12 protein-coding genes are annotated in these 16,952 nt (G+C 69.3%); 5 read left to right on the plus strand and 7 right to left on the minus strand.

Translation table 11 applies throughout. From position 1 onward, the window contains the following. Positions 1 to 146: 146 nt before the first annotated feature. The gene (gene rsmA / locus ACTWNK_RS39015) at positions 147 to 995 is read right to left on the minus strand and encodes a 16S rRNA (adenine(1518)-N(6)/adenine(1519)-N(6))-dimethyltransferase RsmA (protein ID WP_474309950.1); all 849 of its coding nucleotides are present in this window, start codon (positions 993 to 995) and stop codon (positions 147 to 149) included. Positions 996 to 1,143: 148 nt separating this feature from the next. Here rsmA and ACTWNK_RS39020 point away from each other — a divergent pair, with 148 nt between their 5' ends. Together ACTWNK_RS39020 and ACTWNK_RS39025 are read left to right on the plus strand one after the other, a co-directional pair. Beyond that, positions 1,144 to 2,811 (plus strand): serine/threonine-protein kinase, encoded by a 1,668-nt coding sequence (locus ACTWNK_RS39020; RefSeq protein ID WP_474309951.1) that lies wholly within the window; start codon positions 1,144 to 1,146, stop codon positions 2,809 to 2,811. Then, entirely contained in the window at positions 2,808 to 4,016 is a 1,209-nt protein-coding gene (locus tag ACTWNK_RS39025) for a hypothetical protein (RefSeq protein WP_474309952.1), read from the plus strand. Before ACTWNK_RS39020 ends, ACTWNK_RS39025 begins: the two co-directional genes overlap by 4 nt. Positions 4,017 to 5,047: 1,031 nt before the next feature. On the opposite strand, the gene ACTWNK_RS39030 is transcribed toward ACTWNK_RS39025, so the two are convergent. The 4 genes from ACTWNK_RS39030 to ACTWNK_RS39045 form a co-directional block, all read right to left on the minus strand. Further along, positions 5,048 to 5,797 carry a transglycosylase family protein gene (locus ACTWNK_RS39030; RefSeq protein ID WP_474309953.1) on the minus strand — a complete coding sequence of 250 codons (750 nt, stop codon included), beginning with the start codon at positions 5,795 to 5,797 and terminating at the stop codon, positions 5,048 to 5,050. Between the two features lie 162 nt (positions 5,798 to 5,959). Continuing rightward, entirely contained in the window at positions 5,960 to 6,814 is an 855-nt protein-coding gene (locus ACTWNK_RS39035; protein WP_474309954.1) for a TatD family hydrolase, read from the minus strand. Positions 6,815 to 6,819: 5 nt separating this feature from the next. Beyond that, positions 6,820 to 8,604: a methionine--tRNA ligase gene (metG, locus tag ACTWNK_RS39040; RefSeq protein ID WP_474309955.1), complete on the minus strand. Its 1,785-nt coding sequence runs from the start codon at positions 8,602 to 8,604 to the stop codon at positions 6,820 to 6,822. A 46-nt stretch (positions 8,605 to 8,650) separates the two neighbouring features. Then, positions 8,651 to 9,871: a glycosyltransferase gene (locus tag ACTWNK_RS39045; RefSeq protein WP_474309956.1), complete on the minus strand. Its 1,221-nt coding sequence runs from the start codon at positions 9,869 to 9,871 to the stop codon at positions 8,651 to 8,653. Positions 9,872 to 9,970: 99 nt separating this feature from the next. Here ACTWNK_RS39045 and ACTWNK_RS39050 point away from each other — a divergent pair, with 99 nt between their 5' ends. Beyond that, positions 9,971 to 11,491, plus strand: coding sequence for a hypothetical protein (locus ACTWNK_RS39050; RefSeq protein WP_474309957.1), 1,521 nt, complete (start codon positions 9,971 to 9,973; stop codon positions 11,489 to 11,491). On the opposite strand, the gene ACTWNK_RS39055 is transcribed toward ACTWNK_RS39050, so the two are convergent. Together ACTWNK_RS39055 and rsmI are read right to left on the minus strand one after the other, a co-directional pair. After that, a complete protein-coding gene (locus tag ACTWNK_RS39055) occupies positions 11,442 to 12,995 on the minus strand; it encodes a dolichyl-phosphate-mannose--protein mannosyltransferase (protein ID WP_474309958.1) in 1,554 nt (517 codons plus the stop codon). The two genes, ACTWNK_RS39050 and ACTWNK_RS39055, sit on opposite strands and share 50 nt — an antisense overlap. Positions 12,996 to 13,013: 18 nt before the next feature. Continuing rightward, a complete protein-coding gene (gene rsmI / locus ACTWNK_RS39060) occupies positions 13,014 to 13,850 on the minus strand; it encodes a 16S rRNA (cytidine(1402)-2'-O)-methyltransferase (protein ID WP_474309959.1) in 837 nt (278 codons plus the stop codon). Positions 13,851 to 13,939: 89 nt separating this feature from the next. Between rsmI and ACTWNK_RS39065 the strand changes: the two genes are divergently transcribed. Beyond that, positions 13,940 to 15,556 carry a dolichyl-phosphate-mannose--protein mannosyltransferase gene (locus tag ACTWNK_RS39065; protein WP_474309960.1) on the plus strand — a complete coding sequence of 539 codons (1,617 nt, stop codon included), beginning with the start codon at positions 13,940 to 13,942 and terminating at the stop codon, positions 15,554 to 15,556. 114 nt (positions 15,557 to 15,670) lie between these two features. Next, entirely contained in the window at positions 15,671 to 16,882 is a 1,212-nt protein-coding gene (locus tag ACTWNK_RS39070; RefSeq protein ID WP_474309961.1) for a hypothetical protein, read from the plus strand. Positions 16,883 to 16,952 lie beyond the last annotated feature (70 nt).

The raw sequence follows: 16,952 nt of genomic DNA on the forward strand, positions 1-16,952 counted from the left end.
GCACCGCCCAGCCGCCCACAACACAGCCCCAGCAGCAGCAGCACCAATCGCCCGCACCCCCACAAACCCCACACCCAGTGAACGCCAAACGTCACTGCACAACCTCACCCCCACCCAACCCACCCGCCACCCACCAAACACAGCCCCTACCGAGGCCGACACTCAGCAATCCGCGCGAACTGCTCCACCGTCAACTGCTCCCCCCGCTCCGAAGGATCAACCCCGGCCGCCCGCAACGCCTCCTCCGCCAGCCCAGCCGTACCCGCCCACCCAGCCAACGCCGCCCGCAACGTCTTACGCCGCTGCGCGAAAGCAGCATCGATGGCGGCGAACACCTCGACCCGAGACGCAGTAGTCGAAGGAGGGTCCCTGCGTACCAAGGACACCAGCCCGGAATCCACATTGGGAACCGGCCAGAAGACGGTACGGCCGACGGGGCCGGCGCGGCGGACGTCGGCGTACCAGGCGGCCTTGACCGACGGGACGCCGTACACCTTGGAGCCGGGGCCGGCGGCGAGGCGGTCGGCGACCTCGGACTGGACCATCACCAGGCCCTTGCGCAGGCTCGGCAGCGATTCCAGGAGGTGGAGCACGACGGGGACCGAGACGTTGTAGGGCAGGTTGGCGACCAGGGCGGTCGGCCGGTGGCCGGAGAAGTCGTCGAGGCCTACCTTGAGCGCGTCGGCGCCGACGACGGTCAGCGACGAGGCCAGGTCGGGGGCGCGGTCGGCGACGGTGAGGGGCAACTGGGCGGCGAGCACGGGGTCGATCTCCACGGCGACGACGTGGGCGGCCTCGGGCAGCAGGGCCAGGGTCAGGGAGCCGAGACCGGGGCCCACCTCGATGACGACGTCGTCGGGGGTCAGCTCGGCCACCCGGACGATACGCCGGACGGTGCCGCCGTCGATCACGAAGTTCTGGCCGAACTTCTTCGTCGGCCGGATCCCCAGCTTGTCTGCCAAATTACGTATTTCCACCGGGCCGAGCAGGCTCATACTGAACCGCCCGCACCCGCGCAGCCGAAGAACTGCTCTCCCCGTGTCATCCAACCAGTTTGGCTCATCGAACAAGGTGAAGAGCACGGCCCGCCCGGCGATGCTGAAGTGTGATGGCGACGAGGACCGATGGAGGGGAGGATGCGGGGTGGACGACGAAGGGATCGCGCTCATGAACCATCCGGGCGCAGCACCGCTGCGACCGACGGACGCCCGCCAGATCGGCCCGTACCGCCTGCTGGGACGCGTCGGCGAAGGCGGCATGGGCACGGTCTTCCTCGCCCTCGCGCCGACGGGCCGCCCTGTGGCGGTGAAGGTGGTCAAGGCGGAGTACGCCAATATGGAGGGGTTCGCGGCCAGGTTCCACTCCGAGGTGGACAACGCGCGCAGGGTGGCGTCGTTCTGCACGGCGCAGGTGCTCGACAACGGCAACGCCGACGACGGCCGTCCCTACATGGTGACCGAGTACATCGCGGGCACCCCGCTGTCCGGCCAGATCTCCACCTACGGCGCCCTCGACCAGGCCGCGCTGCACGGCGTGGCGCTGGGTGTCGCCGCGGCGCTGGCCGCCATCCACGTCGCCGGGCTCGTCCACAGGGACCTCAAACCGGCGAACGTGATCCTTTCGATGTCCGGCCCCCGAGTGATCGACTTCGGGATCTCGCGGGCGCTCGACCGGGAGAGCTCGTTCACGGTGTCGGGGGAGTTACTCGGCAGCCCCGGCTGGTGGGCGCCCGAGCAGGTACGCGGTCTGGCCGTCACCCCTGCCGTCGACATCTTCGCCTGGGGCTGCCTCATCGCCTACGCGGGCAACGGCCGCCACCCTTTCGGCAGAGGCGACGCCATCACGCTGGCCACCCGTGTGCTCAACGAGCCGCCCGACCTCGGCGCGTTACCCGCCCCGCTCAACGACCTGGTACAGCTGGCTACCCAACCTGACCCGTACCAGCGGCCAACCGCGCAGGATCTGCTCATCGCCCTGGTCGGCGGCAGCATCGCGGCTCCCTCGCTTCCCCGCCAGGACGCCGCCGCCACGGTCATCGCCACCGATCTGCTCAACACGTCCTGGCAGCCGCCTGCGAATGTCGCCGACGCTCCGGACCCGACGCGTTCGTTCTCCCTGTCGCCGGGCACGGATCCGGGCGCGTCGCGTGGCACGAATCCGGGAACCGCATCCGGGCCGTATCCGCTGGAACCCGGCCATCGCGGTACCCTCACGCCGCACAGCGCCCCGGGTTCGCCGGACATCCCACCTTCTCTGGATGGCACACTTCCGCCCCCCAAGACGTCGGGCCGTCGCTGGCTGCTGGCGGGCATCGCCGCCGCCGTCGCCGTATCGGCCACGATCGCGGTACTGGTCGCCACCTCCGGCCCCAGACAAACAGGCCCGGACACCGGCACCGGTACGGGGGTCGTCGCACAGCAGTCCCCGCTCCCCGCGCCGGACAGCGACATCGGCCGCAGCGTCTCGCTCGGCTCACCGCTGACCTCACCGCAGTTGATCATCGCCTCCGCCCCCGAGTGCGGCCTCACCACCTACCAGGGCGCTACCCCGGAACGCGGCTCGTACTGCCTGGTCCGCTGGACGCTGCTGAACACAACGGGCGTACTCGTACCGATCGGCAGTCCGGCCCTCACCCTGGTCGACGACCGTATGGCCCTGCACACGCCGATCCCGGCCTCCACCGGTCTGCCCGCTGCGATCACACCCGGGGGCAAGGTCGACGGCGTACTCGTCTTCGACATGCCACCGGCCCGCAAGCCGTACCAGCTCACCGGCACCATCCTTGACCAGCGGATCGAGGTACGGCTGTGACGTTCAGAGCCCTGGCACTCGCGGCCCTCGTCGTCGCGAACGGCACGGCCGTTCCCGCGTACTCCGCCCCGAAGGCGTGCTCGATCTCGGGAGTCGCGGTCGGGGATCCGTTCGCGCAGGTGGGGGCCGGGGCCGTGCAGCTGGTGGCCGGGAGCGGGGCCGTCACCTCGCCCGCCGCACCCACACTCGCCCCCGGCGACGGGTACGGCTGGTCGGTGGCGTTGGCCGACGTCGACGGCGACGGCTGCGTCGACCTGCTGGCCGGAGCGCCCTACGCCGACGTCGACGGCAGCCAGGACGCGGGAGCCGTGCACATCATGTACGGCGGCGCCGGGCTGCCACCACGACGCGTGACCGCCCTGCAACCGGAACGCGACGCGCACTTCGGCTGGTCGCTGGCCGCCTCCGGCGACGTGGTGGCGATCGGCGCTCCGCACGAGAACGTGAATGGCCTGGCCGACGCCGGAGCCGCGTACGTCATGCGTGGCGGGGGCGAGCTGCGCAGGTACACACAGGCGGACGAGGGCGTACGGGGCAACGAGGAGGTCGGCGACATGTTCGGCTGGTCGCTGGCGATCGGCCCGGTGACCGGCGAGGCGACCGGCCTGGTGGTGGGCGTGCCGTACGAGAACGACGACGGCGCCGGGCAACAGGTCACCGAGGGCAAGCTGGACACCGGCTCGGTCGTGGTGATCAAGGATGTGTCCTCCGACCTGCCGGACACCTTCAAGTGGGAGCCCGAGAAGGGCACACCTGGCGACCGGTTCGGCTGGGCGGTGGCCGCTCCGGCCTCCGGCGGGTTCGTGGTCGGGGCGCCGCTCGCCGACATGGTGCAGATGTTCGGCACCGACCTGAAGCCCGGCAAGGTGCTACGCGGCGAAGCCGAGGGCGACGGCTTCGGCTTCGCCCTGGCCGTGGCCGAGGACGGCCGACTGGCTGTGGGAGTACCTCTGGCCGGAGCCGACGACACCGGCGCCGTACGCGTGTTCGAGGCCAACGGCGAAGGCGACTGGATGGTGGCACCCCCCGCACAACCCGGTGCCCGATTCGGCTGGTCGGTAGCCTTCAGCGGCAACCGCCTCATCACCGGCGCCCCCGACACCAAGCCATACGGCTCCATCTCCATCCAAGGCCGCAACGCCCAGCAAACCACCCCCCTCACCCCACCCAACGGCGCCGACTTCGGCACCTCCGTCGCAGGCTGAGGACTGCTGGTCCTCCTCCGTGGTCGCGGGTGAGGGTGCAGTACGGCTGGCCGGGCACGGGGCAGCCAGCGGGAAGCGCATTGCGAGATGCCCGGACCGGGGTCAGGGGTCAGGGGTCAGGGGTCAGGGCCAAATCTACGAAGAACAAGAAGCAACTGGAGGGCCTGGAGGTTAGGGGCTGGAGGTTGGGTCTTGAAGGGGCTGGGGGTTAGGGGCCAGAGGCGGGCGCTGAGGACTGGAGGTCAAGCGCTGGGGGGACTGAAGGCTGGGGTAGGCGCGAAGCTGCGGGCAGTGCTGAAGATGAAGCAGCGAGGCGGGGAACTGAGGGAGAAGCGGAAAGCCCAGGAAGCAAAGGACGGGAAGCAAAGTACGAGGACCAAAGGCGAGAGGCTAAAGGCGGGGCTCTAGGAACAGGCGCTAAGGGCGGGGCACTGAGGGCGGACAGAACGCAGCGAGGGCGAGGTCCAGGCAGGACGATCTCCCCGGACAAAGCGTCACCCGAGAAAAGCTGCACGGCGAGACTCCAATGCAAACAAAATCCGCCAAACAAAAATCCTTCAAGCGAAAAGCCCTCAAACAAAGCCCCCCAAAGTCGCCAAGCGAAACACGCAGCCCGTCAGCGATTCGCCTTGCGAGAAGAATTAGGCGCAAGCCAACCAAAGAACAGAGGCGTCCCACCGGCAGCCGATCTCACCGAAACAAACAGACCAAAAGCCGCAGAAAATACTGAGGCTGGAAAGGCCAAAAAGCCACAGCCACAGCCACAGCCACAGGACACAAACAACGCGAGACAAAAGAGGCGGCCGAAATCAACAGCCCGGCGCGAGACGACTAACACAAAACCCTAAACCGACACCACACGCCCACCAATAACCCAAAACCCCAACCCCAACCCCAACCCCAACCCCAACCCCAACCCCAACCCCAACCCCAACCCCAACCCCAACCCCAACCCCAACCCCAACCCCAAAACTCAAGACCAACCCCAAAACTCAAGACCAAAAGCCAAGCCAAAAAGCCCCCCACCCCCATCACCCAAACAACCGCCCCCCGCAATGCGGCCACTGCCCCCACCATCTCCCCTGAACCCGTTGATAAAGCACCTGAGCCCGATAAGTCTGCTCCCCCGCCGCCCAAACATCCGGCGTCCGCCTCCCCCCAACAGCCACCCACATCCCCAAACTAAACTGATAAAGCCCATAATAAGGCCCAGCACGATTAACCGCCCGAGGATTCCCTCGCGACTCGCAAGCAGCCAACCCGGCCCAATTGAGCCCAGCCACCCCAGGCCGAATCACAACCGTACGAGGCGGAAGCCCAGGCCCGGCCGGAACAACGCGCACCACCAGACCCTCGCGGGGAAAAGCCGAAAGCGAAGGCCGTACGCGCTCGCGTCGGCTCACGGTGATGTGCTCGTCGGCGAGGAGTTGGCGTACGGTCGTGGCGCGCGTGGTCGTCGTCAGGCGCAGCTTGCCTTTGACCACGATATGCACCCGCCGCCCGCCCACAAAGGACGGGGATGGCGAAGGCACCGCGGCGTGGAAGGCGGCCACGCGGAGCTCCGCCGACGACGAACCCTCGCCGTTGAGCACCACCACGCCCGCCACCCCGAGCGCCGCCACCGTCCCGTACCCGGCAAGCGCCCAACTCGACACCAACAAGCTGGAGCCTGGTCCACGAGCAAGCCGGCGCCCCGCCGCCAACCCCCCAAGCGCCCAACGCGACACCACCACGCCGGAGCGGAACACAGTACGGCGACGACGACGCCGCCCGGCGCTCATACGAGGACCAACCAAGAGGGCATGCACCCGGTGAAGCTCATCACACAACCCTCCGACGTCCGGCAATACACAGTTCGGCAATACACACAAGACAGTGTGTGCAAGGCTGCCGACGCTAGTGCGCCTGTGAGGACCGGCTCAGGGGGTTCACCGGGATTTCGGCTACCAGGACCCGAAGACCGCCTCGCCGTTTGCGCTGATGGCGTCGCACAGGACGTCGGGATGCACGCCCTTGACCTCGGCCAGGCAGCGCAGGGTCAGCGGGATGAGGCGTGGCGCGTTGGGTCTGCCGCGGTGCGGGACCGGCGGCAGGTAGGGGGCGTCGGTCTCGATGAGCATGAGCTCCTTGGGCGCCACTTGGGCGGCCTCGCGCAGGTAGTCGGCGTTCTTGTAGGTGACGGGGCCGGAGAAGGACATGAAGTACCCGGCCTCGACGCAGCGTCTGGCCATGTCGGCGTCGCCTGAGTAGCTGTGGAACACCACGATGTCGGGCGCACCGGCCTCGGCCAGCACGCGCAGCACGTCGTCGTGTGCGTCGCGGTCGTGGATGACCAGGGCCTTGCCGGTGCGCTTGGCGATCTCGATGTGTGCCCGGAAGCTCGCCTCCTGATCGGCGGGCGTGGCCCAGTCGCGGTAGAAGTCGAGCCCGGTCTCCCCCACCGCACGCACCTGGGGCTCCTTGGCCAGGGCCTCGATCTCGGCGAGTACCTCGGGCGTGGCGGCGTGCGCCTCGTTGGGGTGGATGGCGACGCCCGCGTAGATGCCGTCGTGCGCGGCTGCCGCCTCGGCGTTCCAGCGGGAGGAGGTCAGGTCGTAGCCGACGGTGACCAGCCTGGTGACCCCGGCCGCCCTGGACTCGGCCAGGATGCTCTCCAGTGTGGCCGAGTCCGCCTGGGCGGCCAGGGCCACGGGATCGCCCGACGAGGCCTGCCGGTTGCCGATCATGATGTCGAGGTGGCAGTGGCTGTCGAAGACCTCGGCCGACAGCGGCTCGGGGGCGGCGGGGTTCTTGGGCATCGCGCTCATTCGCCCAGGCGGGCGAGCTCCTCGTCGATGACCTTGGGGTCCAGTTTGGGGAACAGCGGCACCGGCGGGGCCAGCGGCGTTCCGGCCTTGAGCTGCCGGTGTTCCCAGCGGGCGCCGTCGGCATAGTCGCCTGTGATGATCGGGTAGCCGGGGCCGCCGTCGAGGTCGGTGACCTCCTGGATCTGCGGCATGCCCGACCACACGCCCTCGCCGCCCAGCATCGCGTGCACCTTGTTGGAGGAGCTCGGCAGGAACGGCGTGAGCAGCGTCTTGGCGTCGTCGACGACCTGGAGGGCGACGTGCAGGATCGACTTCTGCCGCTCGACGTCGTCCTTGAGCTTCCAGGGCTCCTGGTCGGCGAGGTACTTGTTGGCCTCGCGCACCACGTCGAACGCCTCGGTGATGGCGTTCTTGAACCTGGAGCGGCCGAGCTCGGCGCCGACGGGCCCGAACGCGGCCCGCGAGCGCTCCAGCATCGCCCGGTCGGCGTCGGTCAGCTGACCGGCGTCGGGCACGGCGCCGAAGTTCTTGGCCGCCATCGAGATCGAGCGGTTGACCAGGTTGCCCCAGGCCGCGACCAGCTCGCCGTTGTTGCGGTTGACGAAGTCGTTCCAGGTGAAGTCGGTGTCCTGGTTCTCCGGACCGGCGACCGCGATGTAGTAACGCAGCGCGTCGGCGTCGTAGCGTGCCAGGAAGTCGCGCACGTAGATGACGACCTGACGGCTGGAGGAGAACTTGCGCCCTTCCATGGTCAGGAACTCGCTGGAGACCACCTCGGAGGGCACGTCGAGCGCGCCGAGCGACCCGGCGACGCCGCCGCGGGCCCCCTGGCCGTTGTAGCCGAAGAGCATGGCGGGCCAGATCTCGGCATGGAAGACGATGTTGTCCTTGCCCATGAAGTAGTAGCCCTGGGCGTCGGGATTCTGCCACCACTGGCGCCACGCGTCGGGGTCGCCCGAGCGCCTGGCCCACTCGATCGAGGCCGACAGATAGCCGATGACCGCGTCGAACCAGACGTAGAGCCGCTTGTTGGCCTGCTCGCTCCAGCCTTCGAGCGGGATCGGCACCCCCCAGTCGAGGTCACGGCTGATCGCACGCGGCTGCAGGTCGCCGAGCAGGTTGAGGGCGAACTTCAGCACGTTGGGCCGCCACTGCCCCTGCTTGGCCTGCAGGTAGCTGCCGAGCACCTCGGCGAAGGCGGGCAGGTCGAGCATGAAGTGCTCGGTCTCCACGAAGATCGGCGTCTCGCCGTTGATCCGGCTGACCGGGTTGATCAGCTCGATCGGGTCGAGCTGATTGCCGCAGTTGTCGCACTGGTCGCCCCGGGCGCCGTCGTAGCCGCAGATGGGGCAGGTGCCCTCGATGTAGCGGTCGGGCAGCGTGCGCCCGGTGGACGGCGAGATGGCGCCCATCGTGGTCTTGGGGAAGACGTAGCCGTTGGCGTGCAGCCCCTTGAAGATCTCCTGCGCCACGGAGTAGTGGTTGCGCGTCGTCGTGCGCGTGAACAGGTCGTAGGACAGGCCGAGCGCGGTGAGGTCTTCGGCGATGACCCGGTTGTAGCGGTCGGCCAGCTCACGGGCGCTCACGCCCTCCTTGTCCGCCTGGACCTGGATGGGCGTGCCGTGCTCGTCCGTGCCTGAGACCATCAGCACCTTGTTGCCCGCCATCCGCTGGTAGCGGCTGAAGACGTCGGACGGCACGCCGAATCCGGAGACGTGGCCGATGTGGCGAGGGCCGTTGGCGTAGGGCCAGGCGACGGCGGTCAAGATGTGCTGGGACATGAACCCAAGCCTACGGGGCCGGACGCCACGACTCGAACGGATTGACTCAGGCCTTGGAGTCGGCCCGCTTCACCGCCTCGGCGACCTCTTCCGCCACCGAAGCGGCATGGTCGATCGAGGTCTCCCGGGTACGGCGGATGCCCAGGATGCTGATGAACAGCGCCGCGAAGATCGTCTGGAAGCTCATGATGAGCGCCGTGGCCGAAGGCACGACCAGACGCAGCGACTCACGCGGGTCGAGCTCGCCGAAGCTGCGCACCGACCAGTGGCTCAGCGACATGACCAGGCCGACCAGACCGGCCAGGGCGAGCAGCCCGCCGACGACCAGGCCCTTCTCCAGGGTGACCAGGTCGATGAGCTTGCGCACGCGCGGGCTCTCCGGCAGGAAGCCCTCCTCGGCCGCGTAGACCTTGGTGAACAGCGCGAACAGCGCCGCCTGGAAGCCGATCACCACCGCCGCCGAGGCCCCGACCAGGGTGTCGACATCGAAGGCGAGCTTGCCGATCTCGACCGGCCCGAACGTCAGCGCGGTGCCGGCGACCAGGCCGAGCGCCATGAGCACGAGGCCGGGGATGAAGAACAGCCACTTGGGGCTGTAGAGCATGAGGAAGCGCAGGTGGCGCCAGCCGTCACGCCAGGAGCGCAGGTGCGGGGGCCGCGAGCGGCCGTCGGGCGAGAGCGTCGTGGGCACCTCGCGCACGTCGAGCCCGGACAGCGTCGAGCGCACGACCATCTCGCTGGCGAACTCCATGCCGCCGGTCTGCAGCCCGAGGCGCAGGATCGACTCGCGCCTGAAGCCACGCAGGCCGCAGTGGAAGTCGCCGATCGCCGACGGGAAGAACAGCCTGCCGATGAACGACAGGACCGGGTTGCCCAGGTAGCGGTGCAGAGGGGGCATGGCCCCCGGTGCGATGCCGCCCTTGAACCTGTTGCCCATCACCAGGTCGGCGCCGTCGCGCAGCTGCTCGACGAACGGCAGCAGTGCGGTGAAGTCGTAGGAGTCGTCGGCATCGCCCATGATCACGAACTTGCCGCGCGCGGCGCGGATGCCGCCCATCAGCGCGTTGCCGTAGCCCTTGGCGTCGACGTGCACGACGCGGGCACCGGCGTCACGGGCGAGCTGCTGCGAGCCGTCCGTGCTGCCGTTGTCGGCGATCACGACCTCGCCCTCGATGCCGTGTTCGCGCATGCAGGCGAGCGCCTTGCGCACGCAGACTTCCACGGTCTCCGCCTCGTTGAGGCAGGGCATGACCACCGTCAGTTCCACGTCTAGACCCTTCAGTCATGGCACATCCAGCACACCATCATGCCCTGTGCCCTCAGATGCTCGGGTCAAGACTGCGAAACGGCTGGCATCCTTGAGGGCATGGTGAGCGTTGCGGAGGTTGCATATGTGGACAGCCCCGCTGTTACACGTCGAGAACGCCTGATCGGCTTCCTCGGCAGACATCGGCTGTTCGTGGCCGCCCTCGCCCTCGGCGGGGTGCTGCGGCTCATCACCATGCTCGGCTACGGCCCCGCGATGTGGTTCAACGACTCCTACGAGTACGTCTCGGGCGCCCTGCACCCCGGCCCCAACCCGATCAGGCCGGCGGGCTACTCCTTCTGGCTGCTGCTGCTCAAGCCCTTCCACAGCTTCTCGCTGGTGATGCTCACCCAGCACCTCATGGGCATGGCGACGGCGACACTGATCTACGTGCTGCTGCGGCGCAGGTTCGGGCTGCCCGCGTGGGGGGCGACGCTGGCGGCCGTGCCGGTGCTGTTCGACGCCTACCAGATCCAGCTGGAGCAGCTGGTGATGTCGGACGCGATGTTCACGCTGCTGGTCGTGGGCGTGGTGACGCTGGTGCTGTGGCATCGCAGGATGTCGTGGCGGGTCGGCGCCGTGGTCGGGCTGCTGCTGGCGCTGACGGCGCTGACGCGGTCGATCGGCCTGCCGATCCTGGGGCTGGTGGTCGTCTACCTGCTGATCAAGCGCACGGGCTGGAAGCCGGTCGTGGCCATGTTGCTGGCCTGCGCGATCCCGGTGCTCGGCTACATGGCCTGGTTTTCCACCAATTTCGGGAAATTCGCCATGACCAACAGCGACGGCCTCATCCTCTACATGCGTACCTCGATCTTCGCCGACTGCGCCAAGATGGACATCGACCCCAAGCACGAGCTCGACATCGCGCTCATGTGCATCAACGAGCCCGTCGACCAGCGCGAGGACTACTCCCAGTGGTTCCTGTGGGGCGAGGGCCAGGGCGAGACGCTGCACACCTGGGGCGGCAAGAAGTTCGACGAGTTCAAGAACGACGTGGCCAGCGAGTTCGCCAAGCGGGCGATCCTGTCGCAGCCGGGCGACTACCTCGCCGTCGTGGCACGCGACTTCTTCCGCGCCTTCCGCTGGGACCGGCCGGTCTTCCCCGAGCCCAAGACCTTCAACCAGTACGAGTTCCTGCCCTATGTGCAGCTCGACCCCAACGGCGAGGTCAAGCGGCTGCCCAAGTGGGCCACGCGCGAGGGCAGGGCCGACACCGACGCCTTCACCTACGAGCAGGGGCCCGCCGAGACGCGGATCGTGCACCCGTGGGCCGACATCATGAGCGGGTACCAGAAGGTGGTCAGGCTGCCCGGCACGGTGTTCGGCGTGCTGCTGCTGATCGGTCTGTGGGGGGTCGTGCTGCGCTGGCGCAAGCTGGGCGGGCCCGTGCTGCTGCCCTGGCTGGCCGCGCTCGGCCTGATCCTGGCGCCGGCGGCCACGGCCGAGTTCGACTACCGCTACCTGCTGCCTGCCGTACCTCTGGCCTGTGTCGCGGCGGCGATCTCGCTGCGGCACGGGGTGCGGCGGGGGCTCAGATCCACGAGCGCATCAGCATCCGGGCCAGCCACTGCGGATAGCTGACCGTCTCGGCGGTCAGCACCGGGCTCAGCCACCACAGGTTCACGATGGCCACCAGGGCGAACGCCCCCACGGCCGCGGCGCCGACCGCCCGTCTGGTGGGGGCGGCATCGGCCTTGCCCAGCAGGAGCCCGGCCGTGAGCGTGATGGCCAGGATCATGAACGGCACCATGACGACGGCATAGAAGAAGAACATCGTCCGGTTGTCGGCGAAGGCGAAGTAGAGCCACGGCACCCATCCGGCGGCGTACCCGGCCAGCGTGGCCCCGGCCCGCCAGTCGCGGGTGGCGGTGTACCAGGCCACGACCGCGACGAGGGCGGCCAGCCCGACGTACCAGATGACCGGCGAGCCGGTCGCGAGCACGGCCTGCGAGCAGTCGTCGGGCCCGCCGCCGCACTCTGGCCTCGGCGGCGAGGTGTAGTGCACGAGCACCGGACGCAGCACGAGCGGCCACGTCCACGGCTGCGAGGCGTAGTCGTGGCCTTCGGCGAGCCCGGTGTGGAAGCCGAGCACCTGCACCTGGTAGCTCACCCACGAGCGCACCGAGTCGAACACGAAGTAGACCGGCCCCTGCGAGGCGGCCTGCGCCCAGTTGCGCCCGTAACCGAGCGGCGAGGCGAACCACCCCGCCCACGACGCCAGGTACACGAGCGAGGGCGTCAGCACGGCCGCGACCAGCCAGCGCGGCCCCTCCTCGACCAGCACCCCCAGGTACGGCCCGCGCAGCCCGGCGGCCCGGCGCGCGCCCGCGTCCCACACCAGCGACATGATCATGAATGCGGCCAGGAAGAACACCCCCGACCACTTGACCCCGACCGCGAGCGCCAGGCAGACCCCGGCCGCGAGCCGCCAGGGCCGCCACCCGAGCGAGGGCGCCTCGGCGGTGAGCGCCGACCCGGCGCGCCACCTCGCCAGCCTGGCGCGCGAGGCGTCCCTGTCGACGACCAGGCAGGCGAACCCGGCCAGCACCCAGAAGGTCAGGAAGATGTCCAGCATCGCCGTACGCGACATGACCAGGTGCAGCCCGTCCAGGGCGAGCAGCAGCCCGGCCAGGCACCCGAGCAGCGTGTTGCCGGTCATCCTGCGCGCCACCCTGGCCAGCACCAGGATCGACAGCGATCCGAGCAGCGCCGCGGCGAAACGCCACCCGAAGGGCGTCATGCCGAACAGCCACTCCCCGGCCGCGATGAGCCACTTGCCGACGGGCGGATGGGCGACGTAGAGGCCGCAGTCCTCGATCGGCGTGCACGACTTCCAGATGCCGAGCTCGCCCCGCAGGATCATCCGGTCGGAGATCGGGTCCTTGGTGTCGCCCAGCGTCATCCGCTCCACGCCCCAGGTGAGCAGGGAGTAGGCGTCCTTCATGTAGTACGTCTCGTCGAAGGCGACGATGCGCGGCTCACCCAGCCGGGTGAAGCGGAGGACGGCGCCGAGTGCGGCGACGAGGACCGGGCCGATCCAGCCCCAGACCACCCCGCCCCGTACCGAATGGAGCAAACGGGTCATCAGGGGCACTAGCGCACCCTAGGGTCTGTGCACCGCGTCGTACAGCTCTCGCTTGGGAATGCCGGCGGCCTTGGCCACGTCGATGATCGCGTGCTTGCGCTGCACGCCTTCGGCCTCGCGCCTGGCCACCTCGGCGACCAGCTCGGCCATGTCGGGCGGGCCCTGGTTCGGCTCGTGCCCGGCGACGACCAGGGTGATCTCGCCCTTGACTCCTCCCGCGGCCCACGCGGCCAGCTCGCCGAGGCCACCCCGGCGCACCTCCTCGTAGGTCTTGGTCAGCTCGCGGCACACGGCGGCCGGCCGCTCGGCGCCGAACGCCTCGGCCATGGCGGTCAGGCAGGACTCCAGGCGGTGCGGCGCCTCGAAGAAGACCAGCGTGCGCTCCTCGGCCGAAAGGGCCGCGAACCTGCGTGCCCGCTCGCCCGGCTTGCGCGGCGGGAAGCCCTCGAAGCAGAAGCGGTCGCTGGCCAGGCCCGAGATCGCCAGCGCGGTGGTGACGGCGCTCGGACCCGGCAGTGCGGTCACCGTGACACCCTCCTGCACGGCCAGATGCGTCAGCCGGTATCCGGGGTCGGAGACGCCGGGCATGCCCGCGTCGGTGATCACCAGGACCGTGCGGCCGTCCTTCAGCGCCTCGACGAGCTCGGCGGCGCGCGCCGCCTCGTTGGCGTCGTAGTAGGAGACGATCCTGCCGCCGATCTGCGCGCCCAGGTCGGCCGCGAGCCTGCGCAACCGCCTCGTGTCCTCGGCCGCGACGATGTCGGCGCTCTCCAGCGCCTCGCGCAACCGGGGCGACGCGTCGCCGGGCTGACCGATCGGAGCCCCCGCCAGAACCAGCCTGCCTTGCTCTCTCACCCGAGCATTGTCCCTCTCTTCTTGCGGGGTATCCGAATTGGTCGGTGTTTCGCGAGATGTCTCCTGCGCGTGGCCCGTAGCATGTGCGGATGGCCGTGACCGATTTCCCGCCCCAGGCCTTCCCTCACGAAGGGGCCAAGACTCCGCCGCCGATCATTCGGACCGTGCGGGATCGCCTGGTGCCACCGATGCCCGGCAGCCAGATGTGGGGGTGGCTCGGGCCGCTCCTCGTGGCGCTGTTCGGCGGCATCCTCCGCTTCGTCGGGCTCGGCCATCCCAAGGCCGTCGTCTTCGACGAGACGTACTACATGAAGGACGGGTTCTCCCTCCTGACATGGGGCGTGGAGCGGGTCACGATCAAGGACGCGGACAAGCTCCTGCTGCTCGGCAATACCGACATCTGGCAGAAGTGCACCGCCGACGCCCTCGACAAGTGCGCCTCGTACGTGGTGCACCCGCCGCTGGGCAAGTGGATGATCGCCCTGGGCGAGTGGATCTTCGGGATCAACCCGTTCGGCTGGCGCTTCGCCGCCGCCCTGTTCGGCACGCTGTCGATCCTGATCATCGCCAGGCTGGCGCGCAGGATGACCCGCTCGACGATGCTGGGCTGTCTGGCCGGGTTCCTGCTGGCGCTCGACGGCCTGCACTTCGTGCTCTCGCGCACGGCGCTGCTGGACATCTTCCTGATGTTCTGGGTGCTGGCCGGGTTCGCCTGCCTGGTGGTCGACCGTGACAAGGCCAGGTCCAAGCTCGTCGACTGGTACGAGTCGTCGACGGTGACCAGCGCGGGGCCCTGGCTGGGCCTGCGTCCCTGGCGCATCGCGGCGGGCGTGTGCCTGGGCGCGGCGTGCGCGGTCAAGTGGTCGGGCATCTTCTTCCTGGTCGCCTTCATGATCATGTCGCTGCTCTGGGACGCGGGCGCCCGCAGGGCCGTGGGGCTGCGCACGCCGTACCGGGGGCTGCTGGAGAAGGACGCGCCGACGTGGCTGCTGGCCGGGGTGCTGGTGCCCGCGGTGACCTACATCGCGTCGTGGACCGGGTGGTTCGCCACGGCTTACGGCTACGGGCGCAACTGGGCGCAGGCCACCTCGCAGGGGCCGGTGTACTTCGTCATCGACTCGTTCAAGTCGTGGATCGACTACCACCTCGCGGTGCTGAGCTTCCACGGCGGGCTGTCGACGACGCATCCCTACATGTCGGAGCCGTGGCAGTGGCCGCTGCTGCTGCGTCCGGTCGCCTTCTTCTACGAGGGCAGGCAGAACGTCTGCGGGGTCAAGGACTGTTCGGAGGCCGTGCTCGGCGTGGGCACGCCGGTCATCTGGTTCGCCTCGCTGGCCGCACTGGTGGCGATGATCGCCTGGTACGTCGCCGGACGCGACTGGCGCGCCGGGTCCGTGCTGCTCGGCTATGCGGTCGGGTGGCTGCCGTGGTTCTACTTCGCCATCTCCGGCAACCGGACGATGTTCCTGTTCTATGCGATCCCGATGGTGCCCTTCATGGTGCTGGCCATCGTGCTGGCCGCCGGGTTGATCATGGGACCGGCCACGGCGAGCACGGCCAGGCGCATGGGCGGCACCGCGGTCGTGGGTGCGTTCGCCCTGCTCGCGCTGCTGAATTTCGGCTGGCTCTATCCGGTCATCGCGGGCGAGGTGATCCCGTATGTCGACTGGAGGGCCCGCATGCTCTTCGACAAGCGCTGGATCTGACACCCGGCACCGACCGTCCGTCAGCGATTTCGTAGGGTAGTTGCTGTGCACCACCCAAAGCGCACCGGTTTCGGTCATCGTCAGGGCTATCGTCCATACGGCAGACTTCGAGGCATGCCTGCACCGGACGTGGCCGCACTCCTGCTCGCATTGGAGCGATCTGAGCCCGACCTCGCCGACGACGCCAGGACCTCGGTCGAATGGCTGACCGGAGGCGAGCCTCTTGAGACGATCACACAGCTCGATGTGTGCGAGTTCCTCTGGTACACACTGCCGTTGAAGGTGGACGGCGACCACACCAGGCTGGCCCGCGCGCTGGCCAGGCTGCTGGAGCTCGGCGGCATGGAGCGCTACGCGGCGTTGTGCCTGTCGCCTGAGACCGGGCAGATCCTGCGGGCCTACGCACGCGGCGGCGAGGAGGCGGGCGCCGCGGCCTACCAGCGGGCACTGGAGGCGACCGGCGTGCTGCCTCCCGACATCTCCGATCTGCGCTGGAGCACGATCATGGGCCCGGAGGAGCTCGGCGCGCACGTGGCGTGCTCGGCGGCGCTGGAGCTGGCGATCGTGGCCGGAGCCGAGGCCGATCCCGCCGAGCTGACCAGGCGCTGGCTCACCGAGCCGAGGGCCGAGCTCGGCGGCGACAGCTGGCTGCACCGGGTGCACGGCGAGCGGCTCAACCGCTGGGTGCTCGGCCGGGGCCCGGCCAGGCGCGAGCTGGCCCAGCCTTTCGAGGTGCGCCTGCACGCGCCTGTGCCCTCGCACCCGCTCGACGGCCTGCGCAGGCTGCTGGTGCTGGCCTCGTCGGGCGGCGGCGTGCCGCTGCGGCTGGCGCTCTCGCCGGAGGCCGCGGCGCTGCGCGAGATCGCCGAGCACGACCTCGGCGCCCTTGAGCGCGCGGGCAACCGGCTGGTGGTCACCGACCACGGCATGATGCTGCGCGACGCCCCCGCGACGATGTGGGAGGCGGCGACGGCCGTCCTGCTGGCCAGGCGCGAGCACGAGTTCGAGGTGTCGGCACGTGAGGCGGCGCTGCTGCTGCTGGCCGACGGCGCCATGCTGTCGTGGGAGGAGCTGTGCGCCCGCGTGGCCGAGGTCGTGGGCGGCGAGGGCTGGCACCGTGCGACCGGCCTGGCGGACGTCACCAGGGCGCTCGAAGACCTCGCCCGCCATCTGACCGCCCTGCACCTGGGCGAGTTCACCTGGCACACCGCCGACGAGGACGCCACCGCCGGCCAGTGGGTACGGCTGACGCGCACCGGGCAGGCGGCGGCGCTGGCCGCCCTGCGGGCCCATGCGCTGCGCCCTCGGCAATATGTGAACGTTTGATGCCTATTCAGTGATTTGCCGGGCAAAGGGCGGGGGTGTCGGACACCCCTCCCCCTCTCCCTCCCCCGCC

The sequence above is a fragment of the Nonomuraea sp. IBHARD001 genome, assembly GCF_056106265.1.

What these genes read in the sequence shown, in the direction of transcription:
- rsmA (WP_474309950.1), bottom strand. Translation starts at nt 995, where the DNA reads ATGAGCCTGCTCGGCCCGGTGGAAATACGTAATTTGGCAGACAAGCTG.
- ACTWNK_RS39030 (WP_474309953.1), bottom strand. Translation starts at nt 5,797, where the DNA reads ATGAGCGCCGGGCGGCGTCGTCGTCGCCGTACTGTGTTCCGCTCCGGC.
- ACTWNK_RS39035 (WP_474309954.1), bottom strand. Translation starts at nt 6,814, where the DNA reads ATGCCCAAGAACCCCGCCGCCCCCGAGCCGCTGTCGGCCGAGGTCTTC.
- metG (WP_474309955.1), bottom strand. Translation starts at nt 8,604, where the DNA reads ATGTCCCAGCACATCTTGACCGCCGTCGCCTGGCCCTACGCCAACGGC.
- ACTWNK_RS39050 (WP_474309957.1), top strand. Translation starts at nt 9,971, where the DNA reads ATGGTGAGCGTTGCGGAGGTTGCATATGTGGACAGCCCCGCTGTTACA.
- ACTWNK_RS39055 (WP_474309958.1), bottom strand. Translation starts at nt 12,995, where the DNA reads ATGACCCGTTTGCTCCATTCGGTACGGGGCGGGGTGGTCTGGGGCTGG.
- ACTWNK_RS39065 (WP_474309960.1), top strand. Translation starts at nt 13,940, where the DNA reads ATGGCCGTGACCGATTTCCCGCCCCAGGCCTTCCCTCACGAAGGGGCC.
- ACTWNK_RS39070 (WP_474309961.1), top strand. Translation starts at nt 15,671, where the DNA reads ATGCCTGCACCGGACGTGGCCGCACTCCTGCTCGCATTGGAGCGATCT.